Origin of the sequence: Methanoregula sp., assembly GCF_052325125.1 — an archaeon.
In the GTDB taxonomy this organism is placed as follows: Archaea; Halobacteriota; Methanomicrobia; order Methanomicrobiales; family Methanospirillaceae; genus Methanoregula.
The window spans coordinates 30,879-46,036 of record NZ_JBKQWO010000006.1 but is presented as its reverse complement, the minus strand read 5'-3'; the positions used below and the strand labels follow the sequence as shown (position 1 = coordinate 46,036).

At 54.0% G+C, this 15,158-nt stretch carries 12 protein-coding genes and 2 tRNA genes; 6 read left to right on the top strand and 8 right to left on the bottom strand.

The annotated features are described in order from the left end of the window. Positions 1-6 precede the first annotated feature (6 nt). Positions 7-81, bottom strand: a tRNA-Arg gene (locus tag ACLQMU_RS01910). 63 nt (positions 82-144) lie between these two features. Here ACLQMU_RS01910 and ACLQMU_RS01905 point away from each other — a divergent pair. Continuing rightward, complete coding sequence (locus tag ACLQMU_RS01905; protein ID WP_424039643.1) at positions 145-1,269, top strand: tRNA (guanine(10)-N(2))-dimethyltransferase; 1,125 nt, start codon at positions 145-147, stop codon at positions 1,267-1,269. Positions 1,270-1,443: 174 nt separating this feature from the next. Here ACLQMU_RS01905 and ACLQMU_RS01900 read toward each other — a convergent pair whose 3' ends face one another. After that, positions 1,444-2,559: an OBG GTPase family GTP-binding protein gene (locus ACLQMU_RS01900; protein ID WP_422148236.1), complete on the bottom strand. Its 1,116-nt coding sequence runs from the start codon at positions 2,557-2,559 to the stop codon at positions 1,444-1,446. Between the two features lie 226 nt (positions 2,560-2,785). Here ACLQMU_RS01900 and ACLQMU_RS01895 point away from each other — a divergent pair. Then, a tRNA-Glu gene (locus ACLQMU_RS01895) sits at positions 2,786-2,860 on the top strand. A 44-nt stretch (positions 2,861-2,904) separates the two neighbouring features. On the opposite strand, the gene ACLQMU_RS01890 is transcribed toward ACLQMU_RS01895, so the two are convergent. Next, positions 2,905-3,528 carry a hypothetical protein gene (locus ACLQMU_RS01890; protein WP_422148235.1) on the bottom strand — a complete coding sequence of 208 codons (624 nt, stop codon included), beginning with the start codon at positions 3,526-3,528 and terminating at the stop codon, positions 2,905-2,907. Between the two features lie 976 nt (positions 3,529-4,504). Then, entirely contained in the window at positions 4,505-5,416 is a 912-nt protein-coding gene (locus tag ACLQMU_RS01885; RefSeq protein ID WP_422150415.1) for a tetratricopeptide repeat protein, read from the bottom strand. A gap of 134 nt (positions 5,417-5,550) precedes the next feature. On the opposite strand from ACLQMU_RS01885, the gene ACLQMU_RS01880 reads away from it, so the two are divergent. Continuing rightward, positions 5,551-5,826 (top strand): hypothetical protein, encoded by a 276-nt coding sequence (locus tag ACLQMU_RS01880; protein WP_422150414.1) that lies wholly within the window; start codon positions 5,551-5,553, stop codon positions 5,824-5,826. Positions 5,827-6,023: 197 nt separating this feature from the next. Here the strand turns inward: ACLQMU_RS01880 and ACLQMU_RS01875 are convergent, their stop codons facing one another. Both ACLQMU_RS01875 and ACLQMU_RS01870 read right to left on the bottom strand, forming a co-directional pair. Continuing rightward, positions 6,024-6,491, bottom strand: a complete 468-nt coding sequence (locus ACLQMU_RS01875) for a GtrA family protein (protein ID WP_422150413.1) — start codon at positions 6,489-6,491, stop codon at positions 6,024-6,026. 11 nt (positions 6,492-6,502) lie between these two features. Continuing rightward, positions 6,503-8,719 (bottom strand): glycosyltransferase family 39 protein, encoded by a 2,217-nt coding sequence (locus tag ACLQMU_RS01870; RefSeq protein WP_424039640.1) that lies wholly within the window; start codon positions 8,717-8,719, stop codon positions 6,503-6,505. Between the two features lie 468 nt (positions 8,720-9,187). Here ACLQMU_RS01870 and ACLQMU_RS01865 point away from each other — a divergent pair, with 468 nt between their 5' ends. After that, positions 9,188-11,782, top strand: a complete 2,595-nt coding sequence (locus ACLQMU_RS01865; RefSeq protein WP_422150411.1) for an oligosaccharyl transferase, archaeosortase A system-associated — start codon at positions 9,188-9,190, stop codon at positions 11,780-11,782. Positions 11,783-12,175: 393 nt separating this feature from the next. Here ACLQMU_RS01865 and ACLQMU_RS01860 read toward each other — a convergent pair whose 3' ends face one another. Further along, complete coding sequence (locus tag ACLQMU_RS01860) at positions 12,176-13,072, bottom strand: tetratricopeptide repeat protein (RefSeq protein ID WP_422150410.1); 897 nt, start codon at positions 13,070-13,072, stop codon at positions 12,176-12,178. Positions 13,073-13,425: 353 nt separating this feature from the next. On the opposite strand from ACLQMU_RS01860, the gene ACLQMU_RS01855 reads away from it, so the two are divergent. After that, a complete protein-coding gene (locus ACLQMU_RS01855) occupies positions 13,426-13,986 on the top strand; it encodes a flavin reductase family protein (RefSeq protein WP_422150409.1) in 561 nt (186 codons plus the stop codon). Between the two features lie 43 nt (positions 13,987-14,029). Here the strand turns inward: ACLQMU_RS01855 and ACLQMU_RS01850 are convergent, their stop codons facing one another. Continuing rightward, positions 14,030-14,377, bottom strand: coding sequence for a hypothetical protein (locus ACLQMU_RS01850; protein WP_422150408.1), 348 nt, complete (start codon positions 14,375-14,377; stop codon positions 14,030-14,032). Positions 14,378-14,791: 414 nt separating this feature from the next. On the opposite strand from ACLQMU_RS01850, the gene ACLQMU_RS01845 reads away from it, so the two are divergent. Further along, on the top strand, positions 14,792-14,941 hold the full coding sequence (locus ACLQMU_RS01845; protein ID WP_422150407.1) for a hypothetical protein: 150 nt from the start codon (positions 14,792-14,794) through the stop codon (positions 14,939-14,941). Positions 14,942-15,158 lie beyond the last annotated feature (217 nt).

Here is a 15,158-nt window from a genome sequence, read left to right as displayed (position 1 = left end):
GCCTGACGGGCGAGGGGGGATTTGAACCCCCGACCATTAGCTTAGGAGGCTAACGCTCTATCCGGACTAAGCCACTCGCCCACTGCTCATACCAATTGCAGGGGAATATGTATAAGTTTTGCGCGCTTCAACATCTCTCCCGCAATGGACACAATTGAGGCAACGGAAGGAAAAACGACGTTTTTTGTCCCGGTCCAGGACACCCGCGAGCAGTTCCCCCCCGGTACCGCCCCGGTCTTTTTCAACCGCCGTATGGAGCTCAACCGGGATGCGACCGTCCTCCTCCTCTCGGTGCTCCAGCCCTCCGATTACCTCGATGCCATGGGTGCGACCGGTGTCCGGGGGCTCCGCGTGGCAAACGAGTGCGGGATCCCGGTCACGATAAACGACCGCGACCCGGCAGCAATCCCCCTCATCCGGCAGAATGTTGCCCGTTCCGGGCTTCCCGTCACGGTCACCTGCCGGGACGCCAGCTCCCTGCTCTCCGAACAGTCCTTCGACGCGGTCGACATCGACCCGTTCGGGACGCCGGCGCCGTTCATCGATGCCGGCGTGCGGGGGTGCCGGCGGTTCCTCCTCGTAACCGCGACGGATACGGCACCGCTCTGCGGGGCGCATCTCCGGGCCGGCATCCGCCGGTACTTCGCCCGCCCGGCGAACACCGGGTACCACGCGGAGGTCGGGCTCCGCATCCTGCTCGGGTTCGTTGTCAGGGAAACGGTAAAATACGACCGGGGTATCGAACCGCTCTTCTGTTTTGCCCGGGAGCACTTCGTACGCTTAAATCTGATGCTCACCCGGGGCGCACAGGCAGCAGACCGGACGATCGCAAAGATCGGTTTTCTGATGCAGTGCCCTTCCTGTGCCTACCGTGAGGAACAGCCCGGGATGATCCCTGCCGCTGCCTGCTGCCCCCACTGCGGAAAGCCGCTCCGCCCCATCGGGCCGCTCTACCTCGGAAAACTTTTCACCGATGAGGTACTGGCGCAGATGCAGGAACGGCTCGCCTGCAGTGAGCTGGGCACAAAAAAAGATCTTGCAAAACTTCTTGGTACCTGCTGGGAGGAACTGCCACTCTCCAGCCACTACGATTACCATCTCCTTGCCCGGTCGCTTGCCGTCTCCCCGCCGCCTATTGATACGGTTCTTGAACGGCTGCGTTCCGCCGGGTATGCCGCAAGCCGGACGCACTTCTCAGGTACCGGGGTAAAAACCGACGCTCCGCTTCGAGTGCTCCTCGAGACGATCGGCACTGCCGGTAGGGCCTGAATTACGCCAGACACGAAAAATGCACCGCATCAGACATCTCATAACAGGGATGCTTACGACAGGATTCCGGGGATCATCCGGCATGCCGGTTCTCCGGGCCGTATCCCTGCCGGAAGACCTTCTCTTTTCACAGAGCGGTTTTCGGACGACGTGCCTTAACCGGAGGCGGGGGATCTAGTGTTCGATGATGATGGTAAGGATGTCCCCGTCGAGGAGCTTGTGCGTCAGGCCCACCCGCTGGCCGCCGTGTTTCACGGATCTTCCCCAGACGCGGGCATACCGGAACCGGCGCACGAAGTCCCGGTGGAGCTTGGTGCAGACCGTCTCGACCGTGCTCCCTGTCCTGACGATCAGCGGCTCTTCGAGATCGGCCTCGCCGCTCTGGGGCTTGAGGTAGACACGCATGAACCCGAGGCAGTCGTAGATCGCATCCTTGAGCTCCTCCATGTGGTACCCGGAATGGGCGGAGATCATGAGCGGCGTGGTGCCGAACCGGTCCTGAATGTCGTGCTCGATATCGAGGTACGTCTCCTTGTCGATGAGGTCCACCTTGTTGACCGCGATGAACGCAGGGACGTAGACCCGGTTCCCCTGCACGGCGTCGATTAAGTCTTCCTGGGTCGCGTTGCCGCGGATCAGCACTTCGGCATTCATCATCTTGCTCTCGGCAAGGATCGACCGCACATCCTCGATGTCGAGATCGAGCGTCCCGACCGCCGAGAGCCTGACCCCACCGACGGAGGTCTTCTTGATGGTGATGTCGGGTTTTGGCACGTTGATACGGATGCCTGCATCGTAGAGTTCCTTGATGAGGACGTTCACGTGCTTGCCGTTGAAGACATCGACGAGGATGATGATGATGTCGGCGCTCCGCACGACGCCGATAACTTCCTTGCCCCGGCCCTTGCCCATGGCGGCGCCGGCGATAAGTCCCGGGATATCGAGCAGCTGGATCTTCGCACCCTTGTGCTCGAGGGCGCCGGGCACTACGGTCAGCGTGGTAAATGCGTAGGCGGCCACCGCGCTCTCGGTGCCGGTGAGCTTGTTGAGGAGCGTGCTCTTACCGGTCGACGGGAACCCGACGAGGACTGCGGTCGCATCGCCGGACTTCTTGACGGAGTAGCCTTCCCCGCCCCCGCCGGACTTCATCGCACGGAAGACCGCTTCGTCGCGAAGTTTTGCCATCTTCGCTTTTATCCGCCCGATATGCTTGGAAGTAGCCTTGTTGTACGGAGTCTTTACGAGCTCCGCTTCCAGCTCGGCTATCTGCTCTTCAAGACTACCAGCCATTTCTCATATTAATCGACGCCCGTTCGGGATATAGTTGTTTATGGGGATGCCCGGTAATCGCACAAAAACGCCCGGGCACGGCCGGATTGAAAAGAACCCCGTAATTTCCCCTCTCCCGGCCCCGGGGGATTTTTTCCTTTTTCCTTTTCGCGCCATCCCTTTGCAGGGCGGACAACGGCTGACAAACTTTAAGTAACTCCATCGCCCATGTTACTAGAGCAATTACGCTGCTATAGTGTAGACCGGCCAATCATGCGAGCCTCTCACGCTCGCGACAGGGGTTCGAATCCCCTTAGCAGCACTCTAACATTGATGGTATAATGCTCTATTTTGAAAAATTAACCACTATTGTGTGAAAAGTCCGATGATGTGACCGATTACATCGCGTTGCATTGGATCTACTAACCCAAAAACAAAAAATATAGGTTTTTGAAGACCATGATACAATTCCATGCCATCGTCATAAATATGAAATCCTTCAACTTTTTTATATGGAATCTTCATTGGATTCCCCCACGAAGTAAATAAATGAATATTCTTGTTTGTTATCACTAAAGCACCAAGAGCAACATCAACCATTTGATAGGTAGGTATTGATTGGCCTATATACATCCGAAAACCTTTCAATCCAAAGACAGGCGCGGATAAACCAGATCTACGAGATCCCATATATTTCGATTTCTTGGCCTTCGCCGAACATGCAATATATACAATTTCGTCACTTTTCATTGAATTTGCGAGTGAGTGAATGCCGGGAAAAGCCGTTTCAAAATTTTTCCATTCTTCAAGTTGGTCAATAGATGTCGCTTTAAGATTTTTTTCAAAGAACATGTGATATTCGGCTAACATTTTTGCTCTTTGTTGAGCTATAGCAAGATTTTCAGCCTCTTCACATTCTTTGCACATTTTCTTTCCCAATAACGATTTGAAAAAGCCAAGATCTTTACCACATTTAATGCAGGTTGCCATCGTTCATCTATCCTTGTTTGATAAAGATTCACTCACATTTTCTACAATATCCATTTACATGCGTCCCATCTTTACGACAATAATCATGTACCCAGCATTTACCAATTGGACAGGTGCCGGTCTCATAATTTACCGTGCATACAGGTGAAACTACCATTGTTGTAGCAGTCGAGGGAGTGGAGGTTATTGAGGTAGTCATCATTGAAGGTGCATTTTGGGTCACATCCTGATCTGTGACGGACGGAGATACGGTTGTAGTCGGTACATTAACCGAATTATCTGAATTGTTCATACATCCAGTTATTAAAATCATGACGATACAAACGGTAATTAATAATAAAAAAATATTTGTTCCCATAGATCCTTGGTTATAATTCCATAGTAATAATATCATCTCGATTCTTTTTCTCCCCCCTCCCTGCTCTGCAGGGAGTCGCTCTGGCGCCTCGTCGGGCCCTCGCTGGGCAAGGTTCCTGATCATCAGCTGAACAGGTAAGTGCGTAGCGCAAAACCCGACGAGGCGTTTTGCGCGTCAGGCATCGCTCAATATGAGAGAGCAGATCCAGCATTGTGCCTGCATGAATGCCACATAACAGATCTCCCGGCCCGGCATCCCCAAACCCCTATGGGGGGGAGGGTGCCTCCCACCTTCGCGGACAAGGGGGGTAGGGGGTGATCCCCCCTCTCAGGTCAAAGAGGGGTGGGGGGTACCCCCTCACCCCCCTCCCCCCTCCGGCCGTATCCGGCAGAACGGCTCCGTCGGAGTTTCCACACGAAATGCAGGATAAGGTACTGAAACCACTAGAGGGGGTACCCCCTACCTTCACGCACGCAAGGGGTGGGGGGTGATCCCCTCTCTCAGGTCAAAGAGGGGTGGGGGGTACCCCCTCACCCCCATTTTGCTTTTCCCGGAGCACGGGATCCCCCGAACCTGTAGACTTCTAAAAAAATTCCCGGAATTCCTAAAACAAAGGGCTCAGGCCCCGGCCGGTGCCGTCACGTTCCCCGTACTATTGCCGGCCACCGATGTCGCCACGGATGGTGGAATGACTGCCAGAACATCAAGGACCCCATAGGGAAGCGTTGTTGAATCTGTCTTGATCAGGGTGCCATCAGAATAGACCCTGACGGTCAGCTTATCTCCCGAGCCATCGTTTTTCTGGATGGACGCAGAAACAAGACCATCATTTGCTGCCGGTATCAGGTAGAAGTGATCACCGGTGTTGGGCAATACCTGCTGGCTGCCGGTCACCATCCGCTGGTCACCCGGTGCACCTACAGATCCTGAATAGAACTGGTCATAGATGATCTCCATCCAGATCCCTGAAGACGGTACGACCGGAGGAGTTGGCGTCGGTTGGGGTGTCTCGACCACTGTCGGCAACGGTGTCGGCACGGGTGTCGGTTGGGGTGTCGGGACGGTCGTTGGCTCCGGTGTGGGGGCTGCATGCAGGAAGGTACCGGCAGGATTCTGCATCGTTTTCATGACAAGGAACCCCCCCGCTGCGATGACCAGGATCACGATGACCACTGCCGTAAGGAGTTTTGAGCGCTTTCGTTTTAGGGCGGCAGGATCCTGCGGCGGGGGAGATGCTGCCGGTCCCGGTGCAGTATCTGCATTTTCCGGCTCTTTCAAGAGATCAAGAACGATTCTCTTGGCTTTCTGGGCATTATCGTAACCGGGATGGAAAGATAATGCCTTGTTTATGGACTGGAGGGCTTCCTGGTATTGGTCCGTCTGAATTAACGCTAACCCGCGATTATTCCACACTTCGGCCATAGTCGGGTCAATGGCGATGGCTTTATCAAATGCGGTTATTGCACGCCGGTAATCACCCTTTTCGTAAAGAGCCACACCTTCATTGAACCACGTTTGGGCCTCATCCATAATGTATAAAAAACACTTATGGGATATACGAGTTCCTAAATATAATTCCCCCATTATCAACCGGAAATCCAATACCGTAAAATACCAGACGTTTGAGCAATAGTTTCATAATCTCAAAACAGACATCTCAAACTATGACTCGTGACGATACTGCCGTCTCGTTGAAAATACCGACCGGGTTGGTTGAAAAACTGGATACTATTGCAAAACAGAAGTACCTGAATCGCGATGACATTATTATCGATGCGTGTGCCTATTATTGCCAGTTCTATGATATGAACAGGGAACAGTTTCCTGAAACAATGCGCAGTGTATTCTTCAATCTCGCCCGTCACGATGGTGAATTTCGTACACTCCTGCGGCAGGTGTTACGGGAGGATCCCACCGCTGATTCTGATAACCCCAAATAATTTTTCCATCCCGCTTTTTCACTGACGGTTATATTTTCCATTCTGAAGTGGCATCGAAAGCGAAAAAAGTGCCGTATCGTATTATTAATTCAAAAGGGGCAGCGTGCTGGCTCAAAACCCGGACTTCTCCGTCATCAAAAAGGGGACATCGATGGTGGCGCCCAACCGGTCCGGAACTTCCGGAAGTTACCTGATCATCAGCTTACATATTCTTTGAGATCTCCGCTTATCTCGACCGTACCCAGATGGAAGGTTATCCTGCTCTGGCCGAAATAATTCCAGAGAAATGCAATAATGACCGCAATTCCCTTTCCGATGAGATAGTTGACGGCAAAGATTTCCACCGCAAGAGAGAGGATTACGAGAGTCAGGGCGAGGCTGATCAGGGAAATGAGGGCAAAGAAGAAAAACTGGCGGAGATAGTTCCGGCTCGTATCCCGGAAATTGAGGTATTTGTTCAGGAAAAAATTAACAACCATTCCACAGGTGTACGAAAATGTTGCAGACCAGATGTACCAGACACTGAAATATTCGGTAAAAACATACAGGAGGCCCACATCGATGATGGTGGAGAATAATCCTATGAGAAAAAACCCGATAATTTTTTCCCGGTTAAGTACGGCGAGTATTTTACACGAGGCCCATCGTGCTCTGAGGTAGTTCATAAAAAGGTGAATTACCCGGAGCCTGCCGCCCCGGCGCAATCATACAGGGATATGGCGGTTCCTGATCCCGCAGCGACGGCCGCATTCATCCCGGTACCGTTGCCGGAAGGCAGGTTCACTGCCGTGCAGTGATCGCTTACCCAGCTGAATATTTCGCTGTTACCCGAGCTCATCCCCCCGCCCATTCCACCTGAACCGCCGGTGAGGAAGTACCGGACTTTGCCCTCCTGGATAAGAGTGGTCAGGGAGGTTATGGAAAGGATCCGGTCGCTGCCGGAGAATCCCCCGATGGACATGACCGGTTTTCCTGTTTCGATGATCAGGTTTGCACCGGTCTGGCTGCTTGGGACCGCGAGTATCCAGGTCTCATTCGTAGTGTGGGAGAGCAGGAAATTTACCAGCTGGGCATCCGAAGCACCACCGGTACCCCGCATGGTCATGGAAGTACTGCCTGATGCATAACCGGCGTTTACCTGCCCCGCGAGGCGTTCCCGGCCGGCCCGGTCCTGCAGGAAACCGCCCGTTCCCATGCCCGGCACCGTTCCGGCTCCCGCACCCATACCCCCGACTGTCCGTGCTCCGGAGGGGCCTGCTACTCCCTGGCTGCTCCCGTACATCAGGGGTGTGCAGGACCAGGCGAAGGGGGCGACAAAGAGGAGCCCGATGGCGACGGCCACCATGTATTTCTGATGGTTGGGTGAAACCACATTTTTCCGTATCTTTATGTATGCAAGAATTCCTGCGCACCCGATAGTCCCAACGAGGACGAGCGGGATCAGGAGACCGGACCATGCGGCGTCATACGAAAGGAAGAGGGCCTGGAGGAGCCCGGTGATGAGAACTGCCCCGACAAGGAGCCAGCCTTTCCACCCTTCAGTCAGGTACTCCCAGTACATCGCGACAGCACCGATCCCGACAAGCGCAGCAAGAGGCGGTGCAATGGTCGCAATATAGTAGGTATGCCCAAACGCGGTCGTAAAACTGAAGAACAGGAGGCCGGGCACGAGCCAGAGCAGCATCGCGATGAGGGTGAGCCCCCTCTCTCCCGCGATCCCGGCATCCTCAAACCCTTTGAGCGTGAGGGAGGCCGGTCTCCGCACCCATGCGAGGAGCCCGATCAGGGCAAGGGGGAGGAGCCACGAGAACTGTCCTGCGAGCTGTTCCCCGAAGAAACGGGTGATGCCCGGTGCTCCCTCTCCGTTTGCCATGCCGCCGGCAGCGCCTCCCCGGGCGGCTGCCAGATCACCATAAGGATTCGCACCGGCTGCCCGGGCGCTGCTCTGTGGTCGTTGGCCTGCTTCCCGGAAGGTGCCAGTCCCCTGCTCCCTCGCGCCATCACCTATGAAAGCCATCCCACGGCTTTCCAGGCCCAGGCGCTCAAGGCCGTTGTAGTTAACGATGAGGCCAAGGACCGTGTTGTCCCCGCTGCCACCGATATAGGGGCGCTCGCTGGCAGGGACCATATCGACTGCAACTGCCCATGAGAGGGAAACCCCGATCAGGATGATGATGGCAAGTCCGATATGGAGCGCCCGTTTTCTCAGCATCAGGTCAGGTGTGCCCAGGAAATAGATCACGAGAACGGCGGGAACAACAACGAACGCCTGGATCATCTTGATATTGAAGCCGATCCCGATGAGAATGACCGAGACGAGGAGCCACGGGAGGGACCGCTCCCGTGCGGCCCTGATGGCAACCCAGACCGCCAGAAGAAGGACAAAGATGAGCTGGGTGTCCATGGTGCCGTTCCGGGAAACCGCGACGAGAATGGGGGTTACGGCAAGAGCAAGGGCTGCAACAAGACCTGCCGGTTTTCCGAAGGGACGCGCGACAATGAAATAGATGAGGGCGACCGAGCCGATCCCTGCAAGGGCCTGCGGGAGGACGAGGACCCAGCCGGAAAACCCCAGTACTGCGGCAAAGACTGCCTGCACCCAGAGGCCGACCGGCGGTTTGTCCACGGTCACAAATCCCGCGGGATCAAAGGAGTTGAAAAAACCGGCGGCCGGGTTGACGAGCGTGCTCTTGACGGCGGCTGCATAAAAGGTATTCGTGAAGCCCTGGTTCCAGATGTTCCAGAGGTTCAGGAACGCGGATAAAACCAGTATTCCGGCAAGAAGGATCTCGGCTTTGTACTTCAGGATAAATTCCCGGTTGATCAGATCAATCACCCTGCCCCGGGCAGAACCCGGATACCCTTCCCTTTCTGCCCGGGCATATATTGTCATGTTTATTGGACATATTGTAATATATGTTTTACCGAAGGCGCTGGTAGGGCAGATTACCGGTATTTATCCTGTGGTTTCATGTCCCCCAGGATCACGAGTGATGCCGTTGCAGGGTTTTGATGGGGTAACCGCGGATATCCGGCTGTTCATACCGTACATAACCACGGTCAGCCGACACCTTGTCAGGACCTGCCGGGCAATGCCGGTCGCTGACGAGGATGGCCCTCTACAGAATCCTGCATCGCCTCATACCGGATGAACGCTGATCGTGGTGCCCCGGCTCTGTGCCGTTGCAGAAATCATCCTTCCCCCTCCTGCCCGAGGGAAAAACCCCGGAACTGCTACAGCAGGGCAGGGACACCCCCTCATTTGGCCCGGCCAAAAAATTTAGGCATAACCAAATGAATAATAGCCATAGCATCCAAGTTAGTGTAAAGTTTAGTATACATCGCAGAAAAGGGGATTGCCGTGAATTTAACGATCCTGAAAGATCACCGGAAATTAGTAATCGTCGGCCTCGTCGGCTTTTTTGTCCTCGTGGCCCTCGGGCTTCGTCTTATACCCATGCTTACCATGGGTCATACCGATATCCTCTCGATGGTCGCAAGCGATGACCCCCAGTACGATCTGCGGCTGGTCGAACTGTCCCTCGCCAATCACTTCCAGTATCCCTGGTTTGATCCGATGACCCATTTCCCCGTCGGGACTTCCATCTACTGGGGTCCGCTCACCATTCTCATTGCCGACGTATTCTGCACAATCGCCGGTGCGGTCACCAGGCCCGAGATCATCGGTGCGTGTCTTTGGGTGACACCCGTGTTTGCCGCTGCAACCGTCGCCCTGATGTACTTTGTCGGGAAGGCATTCGGGGACTGGAAAACCGGGCTCCTGGCTTCAGGGTTTACTGCGGTCGTTTCCGGGACGTTCTTCCTCTATTCCCTGTACGGGTATTTCAATCACCGCGACGGCGAAGTGCTCTTTTCCACCCTGTTCTGCCTTGCATACCTGTATATCCTGATCTCGGAGAAGGGGACCTCTATCAGACTTGCCGATTTTAGCACCTGGCGAAAAACTGCATTATTGTCCGCCCTCGCGGGCATTGCGTACCTGCTCGGGCTTTTCCTTATGCCGACAATGATCCTGTTTGCCTTTATCGTCGGCGTATTCACCCTCGTCCAGTTCGTGTTCGATTTCTACCGCGGCCGGTCGAGTGAATACCTGCTGATAGCAAACAGCATCATCTTTGCAATAGCGACGATCGGGCTCCTCGTTTTCGGGTTCAAAAATCCCGGCACGGATCTCTCGACGTATTCTGTCGGCCATGTGTATGCATACCTCTGCCTGATCGGCGCAACAGCACTGCTGTATCTCCTTTCCCGATATCTTAAAAACAAAAAGCGATATTATTACCCCTTAACTATCATCGGCTGCGGGATCCTTTTCGTGGCGATCCTCTTTGTTGCAGCCCCGCAGCTCTATACCTTGTTTGTCAGCGATCTCTACGCATTTTTCGGGCAGGCATCCGTAACCCAGACGGTGATGGATGCCATGGCATGGACTCCCGGGGAGGCATGGGCAGCATTCAATTACGGGCTTCTTCTCATGGCTGGCGGGATACTGGTCACGCTCTATAACAATTTCAGGGAAGAACGGCCCCAGGAAATTTTTGCCGTCGTGTGGGCTCTCATCATCCTCTTCTCGACATGGCAGCACGTCCGGTACGAATATTACCTTGCGGTCGTCATCGCCCTGCTCTCAGCAGTATGCATCCATTTCGTTTTCGAAAAAGGATGGGGGGATCTCCGCCAGCTGGCGACGGCAATCATGCCGCATCAGGCAGCAGACAGCTCAAAAGAGACTGGAACTGAGGAACGGCGCCGGGGTAAAAAACAGAAGCAGAAGAAAAGTCCGGGCGGTTCCCCGGAACTGAATTATCCTGTCCTTGGGGTTGTCGGGATCGTATTCATACTCGGCATTCTCTTTGCTTACTCATCAGTCACCTATAATTACCAGATAGCGTCCAGCGGTGTCAACACCATGAACCCCGACTGGGAAACAGCACTCGAATGGCTGGGCAACAATACGCCGGATACCGGCGTGAATTATTATGCGATCTATGACCAGAAGACATTCCAGTACCCTTCGACCGCGTACGGGATCATGTCATGGTGGGATTACGGGCATATGATCACGTACATCGCACACCGCATCCCAAATGCCAACCCATTCCAGCAGGGGGTTACCGGCCCCAACGGGTCAGCAGCGTATTTCATGGCAACCAGCGAGGACACCGCCAATGCCATTCTTGATGCCGATGGCACAAAGTACGTGATCACCGATATCGATATGGATACCGGTAAGTTCTGGGCGATGGCAACCTGGTATAATACGACGGTAGCCGGTACTCCCTACCAGACAAATATGTTCTATCCAAGCCAGTCCGACCCGAGTCAATACAATGCCGTCACGCTCAACGAGGAGCCATACTACCAGACCATAGTATCCCGGCTCCACAACTTCGATGGATCCATGACCCCAGCGACATCTGCTTTCTACGTTGAATATGCGGATCCGAGCATTACCCAGGCCTCCCTTCCGGTGCTGACCGATGCGGAGGTGATGAATGTGTCCGATGCAGCCACGAAGGCGGAACAGTATAACCTGGGTGCCCCGGCAGGGCACCATGCAACCGTTCTCAGTTTATCGATTACCCAGCCTATCGATGACGTTCCTGCCCTGCGCCATTACCGTCTCATCTACGAGTCGCCGACAAACACGGCGAAATCAGACAGCGGTGATGTGAAGTACGTGAAAATCTTCGAATACGTCAAAGGCGCCCACATCAAAGGAGACGGCATAATCGATATCCCGCTTGTCACCAACCAAGGCAGGAACTTCACCTACCGGCAGGAAAGCATCAATGGCGAATTCATTGTCCCGTATTCAACGGGAAGCGACAACCCGTACCCGGTGAAGGCCGTTGGCCCGTACCATATTGAGGGGACCAGCACAACATTCGAGGTTCCGGAGTCAGCGGTCGTGCAGGGAACAACAATAAACTGATAGCGGAGTGCCCATCCGGCCTCATATTTTTCCAAGAATGAATTCTTAATTACAACGTTTAACCGGATTTTTATTATCACAGTTCTCGTGCAAGTTCAGGACATTCTGGGGGTTTTGAAAAATTCCATGACCGGATTCTCCCGAACCTGCCCGGGTATTCCACATGAGTCCGGGAGGAGTCCTTCTTCCTAAGCGGATCGACCGGCCACGACAATGCCCCTTGCCGGGCAGGGTTCCGGATCCGTTAAAATGATCAGAGTGCAAAACCCGGCAGTCGTTTCGGTGCATCCGGCATCGTTTCTTACAGATGCAGAATTGCCCGCGTCCATGCCACGTGCAACCCGCCCGCCAAACCCTGACGGGGGCCATAGAAAATATTCAGCTGGCTCATGGTCAGGAACTGGTATCTGAAGATGCCGGAACGGTTACATTTCCGGAACGGTTGGCGACTGATGTCGTCGGCACCGGAGTGGCAAGGACTGCCAGGATATCGACATTCCCGTAAGGGATGGTCGTTGAAGCCGTCTTTAGCAGCGTGCTGTCTTTGAAAACATTTACGGTCAGATTATCTCCAGACCCATCGTTTTTATGGAGCGATGCAGTTATAAAACCGTTATTTTCCGGTATCTGGTAGAAATGGTCTCCGGTATTTGGTACCATCTGCTGGCTGCCGGATACCATCTGCTGGTTGTTTGGCGTTCCTACATATCCTGAATAGTACCGGTCGTAGTTGACCTCCACCCAGACTCCTGAAGACGGTACGAGAGGTTGCATTGTCGTCGGTACGGCAGTTGGTGTCGGCACTGCGGTCGGGACTGTCGTCGGTTCCGGGGTGGGTGCCACAGTGAGGGGGGTGCAAGCGCTCTTCTGCATATTTTTCATGACGATAAAACCACCGGCTGTGACTGCAATAAGCACGATCACGATGATCGCTGCTGCAAAGATTTTTGAGTGTTTCCGCGCCGGTGCCCCAGAACCCTGCGGCAGGGGGGATCCTGCCGCTCCGGGTGCACCATCTGCATTTTGCGGATTATTTAAAAGATCGAGAATTATTTTCCTGGCTTTTTTGGCATTTTCGTAGTTGGGATCGATAGTTAATGCTTTATTAACGGATTGGAGAGCCTCCTGATATTGTTCTGTCTGAATGAACGATAATCCGCGATTATTCCATACTTCGGCCATGGTCGGATCAATGGCGATTGTTTTATCGAATGCCGTTATTGCACGCCGGTAATCCCCCTTTTCGTAAAAAGCCACACCTTCCTCAAACCACTTTTGGGCCTCATCCATGATGTACAAAAAACACTTATGGGATATACAAGTTCCCAAAAATAATTCCCTGACTAGCGGCAGGGCACCGCTGCTTTGAGACTGGTGAGACAAAAAACCGATTAAATTCCGGTCGACAGTCGTGAGCGTGAAGGTTCCCTGATTGCGGCTGCCGGCCATTCGAGGGTATACGGTTTTTCAACAGCGCAGTTTACCGTGCCGGCCACACCACCCACAATCGCACCAGCCACTTCTGAGGGAACGAAAAAACGTCACTACTGGCCAGCGCAGGAAACCATGGCAATCGTCCATGCGATCCCCGGTAAAGATACCCTTAAACACCTCCCCCGCGAACCTGAGTCCGGTGATGCCAAATGGCCAAGGTAACAGTCGGCCCGATGCCGTACATGAGTGTCATGCCCACCGTTCTCGTGGGTGCAAATGTGAAAGGTAAACCAAACTACATGACCGCCGCGTGGGCAACGGTTGCCTGTATGGCGCCACCCATGGTCTGCGTGGCGATCAACAGGGTGCGGTATACCGCAAAGGGAATCGAGGAGAACAAGACCTTCAGCCTGAACATACCGTCCACCCGGCAGGTGGTCGAGACCGACCATTGCGGTCTTGTTTCAGGTGTTCAGGCAGATAAATCCGCAGTCTTCCGGTCGACCTACGGAAAGCTGAAGACCGCTCCCCTCGCGGAGGAGTGCCCGGTCAATATTGAATGCAGGTTGTTTGAATCCGTGGAGTGCGGAAGCCACCTGCTGTATATCGGCGAAGTCATGGAGATCCATGCCGATACAACCTGTCTGACGGACGGGAAACCGGATATTGCAAAGATCAACCCGATCATCTATGCCCAGGGCACCTATTTCGGTGTGGGTAAAGAGGTCGGGAAGGCCTTCTCGGCCGGGAAGACCTACCACAAAAAGTAAGACCGGGAGTGTTCCCGGGAACTGTTTTTTTTTCATTGGGGTATCAGCAGTTGACGTGCAGAACCGCAACGAACGGACGTGTTTCCTCCGCGAGCATATCAATGATTTCCGGTGTCGGCCGGACCACGATTTCATAGTGTTCCAATAACTCCCTTGCATCCGGCGTAAGTGGAAGATCCCCGTATTGGCCGGTCCCTACGTAGACAACTGCCGGGTGTTCCCCGGCCAGGAATCCGATTTCGCCTTCGGAAAGGGGCGTGTGCCCGTAGGCATCCTTGAATTTTTTTGACTGTTTCTTATGCCGCTTTGTTACGCTCCTGTCGGAGTGGATAATCACATCGTGGTCGTAACGTATCCCGTCAATCTCCACCCACCCGTTCCTGGTCTTCATTGCTAAAAAACACCCTTTGGTACCGGAAAGTACCGCACAGGATCATTTGATTCTATCCGAAGTACCCCCCAATAGGTCTCCAGAGATCTCATATCAGACGGGGCGAGCGTATCACCAGAGCCGAAAAAATTGTTTTTCCCATGACGGGACTGCATGCCGGTACAGCCTGCCATTATCCCGTTTTACGATTGTCCTTTTTTCGTAGTGGATATGCGGTACGGGACTCATCAAATGGTCGTATGGTTTTCCGGAGGGGGATGTAGTTTTGCGCCAGTTCAACCCCGGGTGCCGGTTGGTGACACGATACTGGCGTAAAAGGGCGTACCGGCAATAAGGCTGGCGCCATCAACACTTTTTTAAGGATGGAAACAGTAAGAACACCTCTTTAAGAATCGTACGGCAGATGAATGACTGATGCTCTCCAACCATGCATACCTGTCTCTTGTGATCCCTCCGCAGGATCGGATCCTGCTCGCGGTCGCCCTTCTCCTTATTGCTGCCGTGCTCGCCTATTTTCTGGTAAAAGCCCTGCTGTATTCCGCGGAGCACGAATCCGGCCAGTAAGCCAGGGGGCGGACAGTCAGCACTTTAGGAATATAAAAAGGTCAAGGGTATTCCTGCAAGCACTCAGGTGACTTAAGTCCGGATTTTCTGCACAAGGGCCATTTTTTCCGGATCCCGTCTTCTTTTGCGGACCGGATTCGGTTGATGATCCCGGTGATAGGCCGGGAGAGACGGATGAGGTTCTGCGGCCGGCCGATTGATTCGGTCCAAAACGACC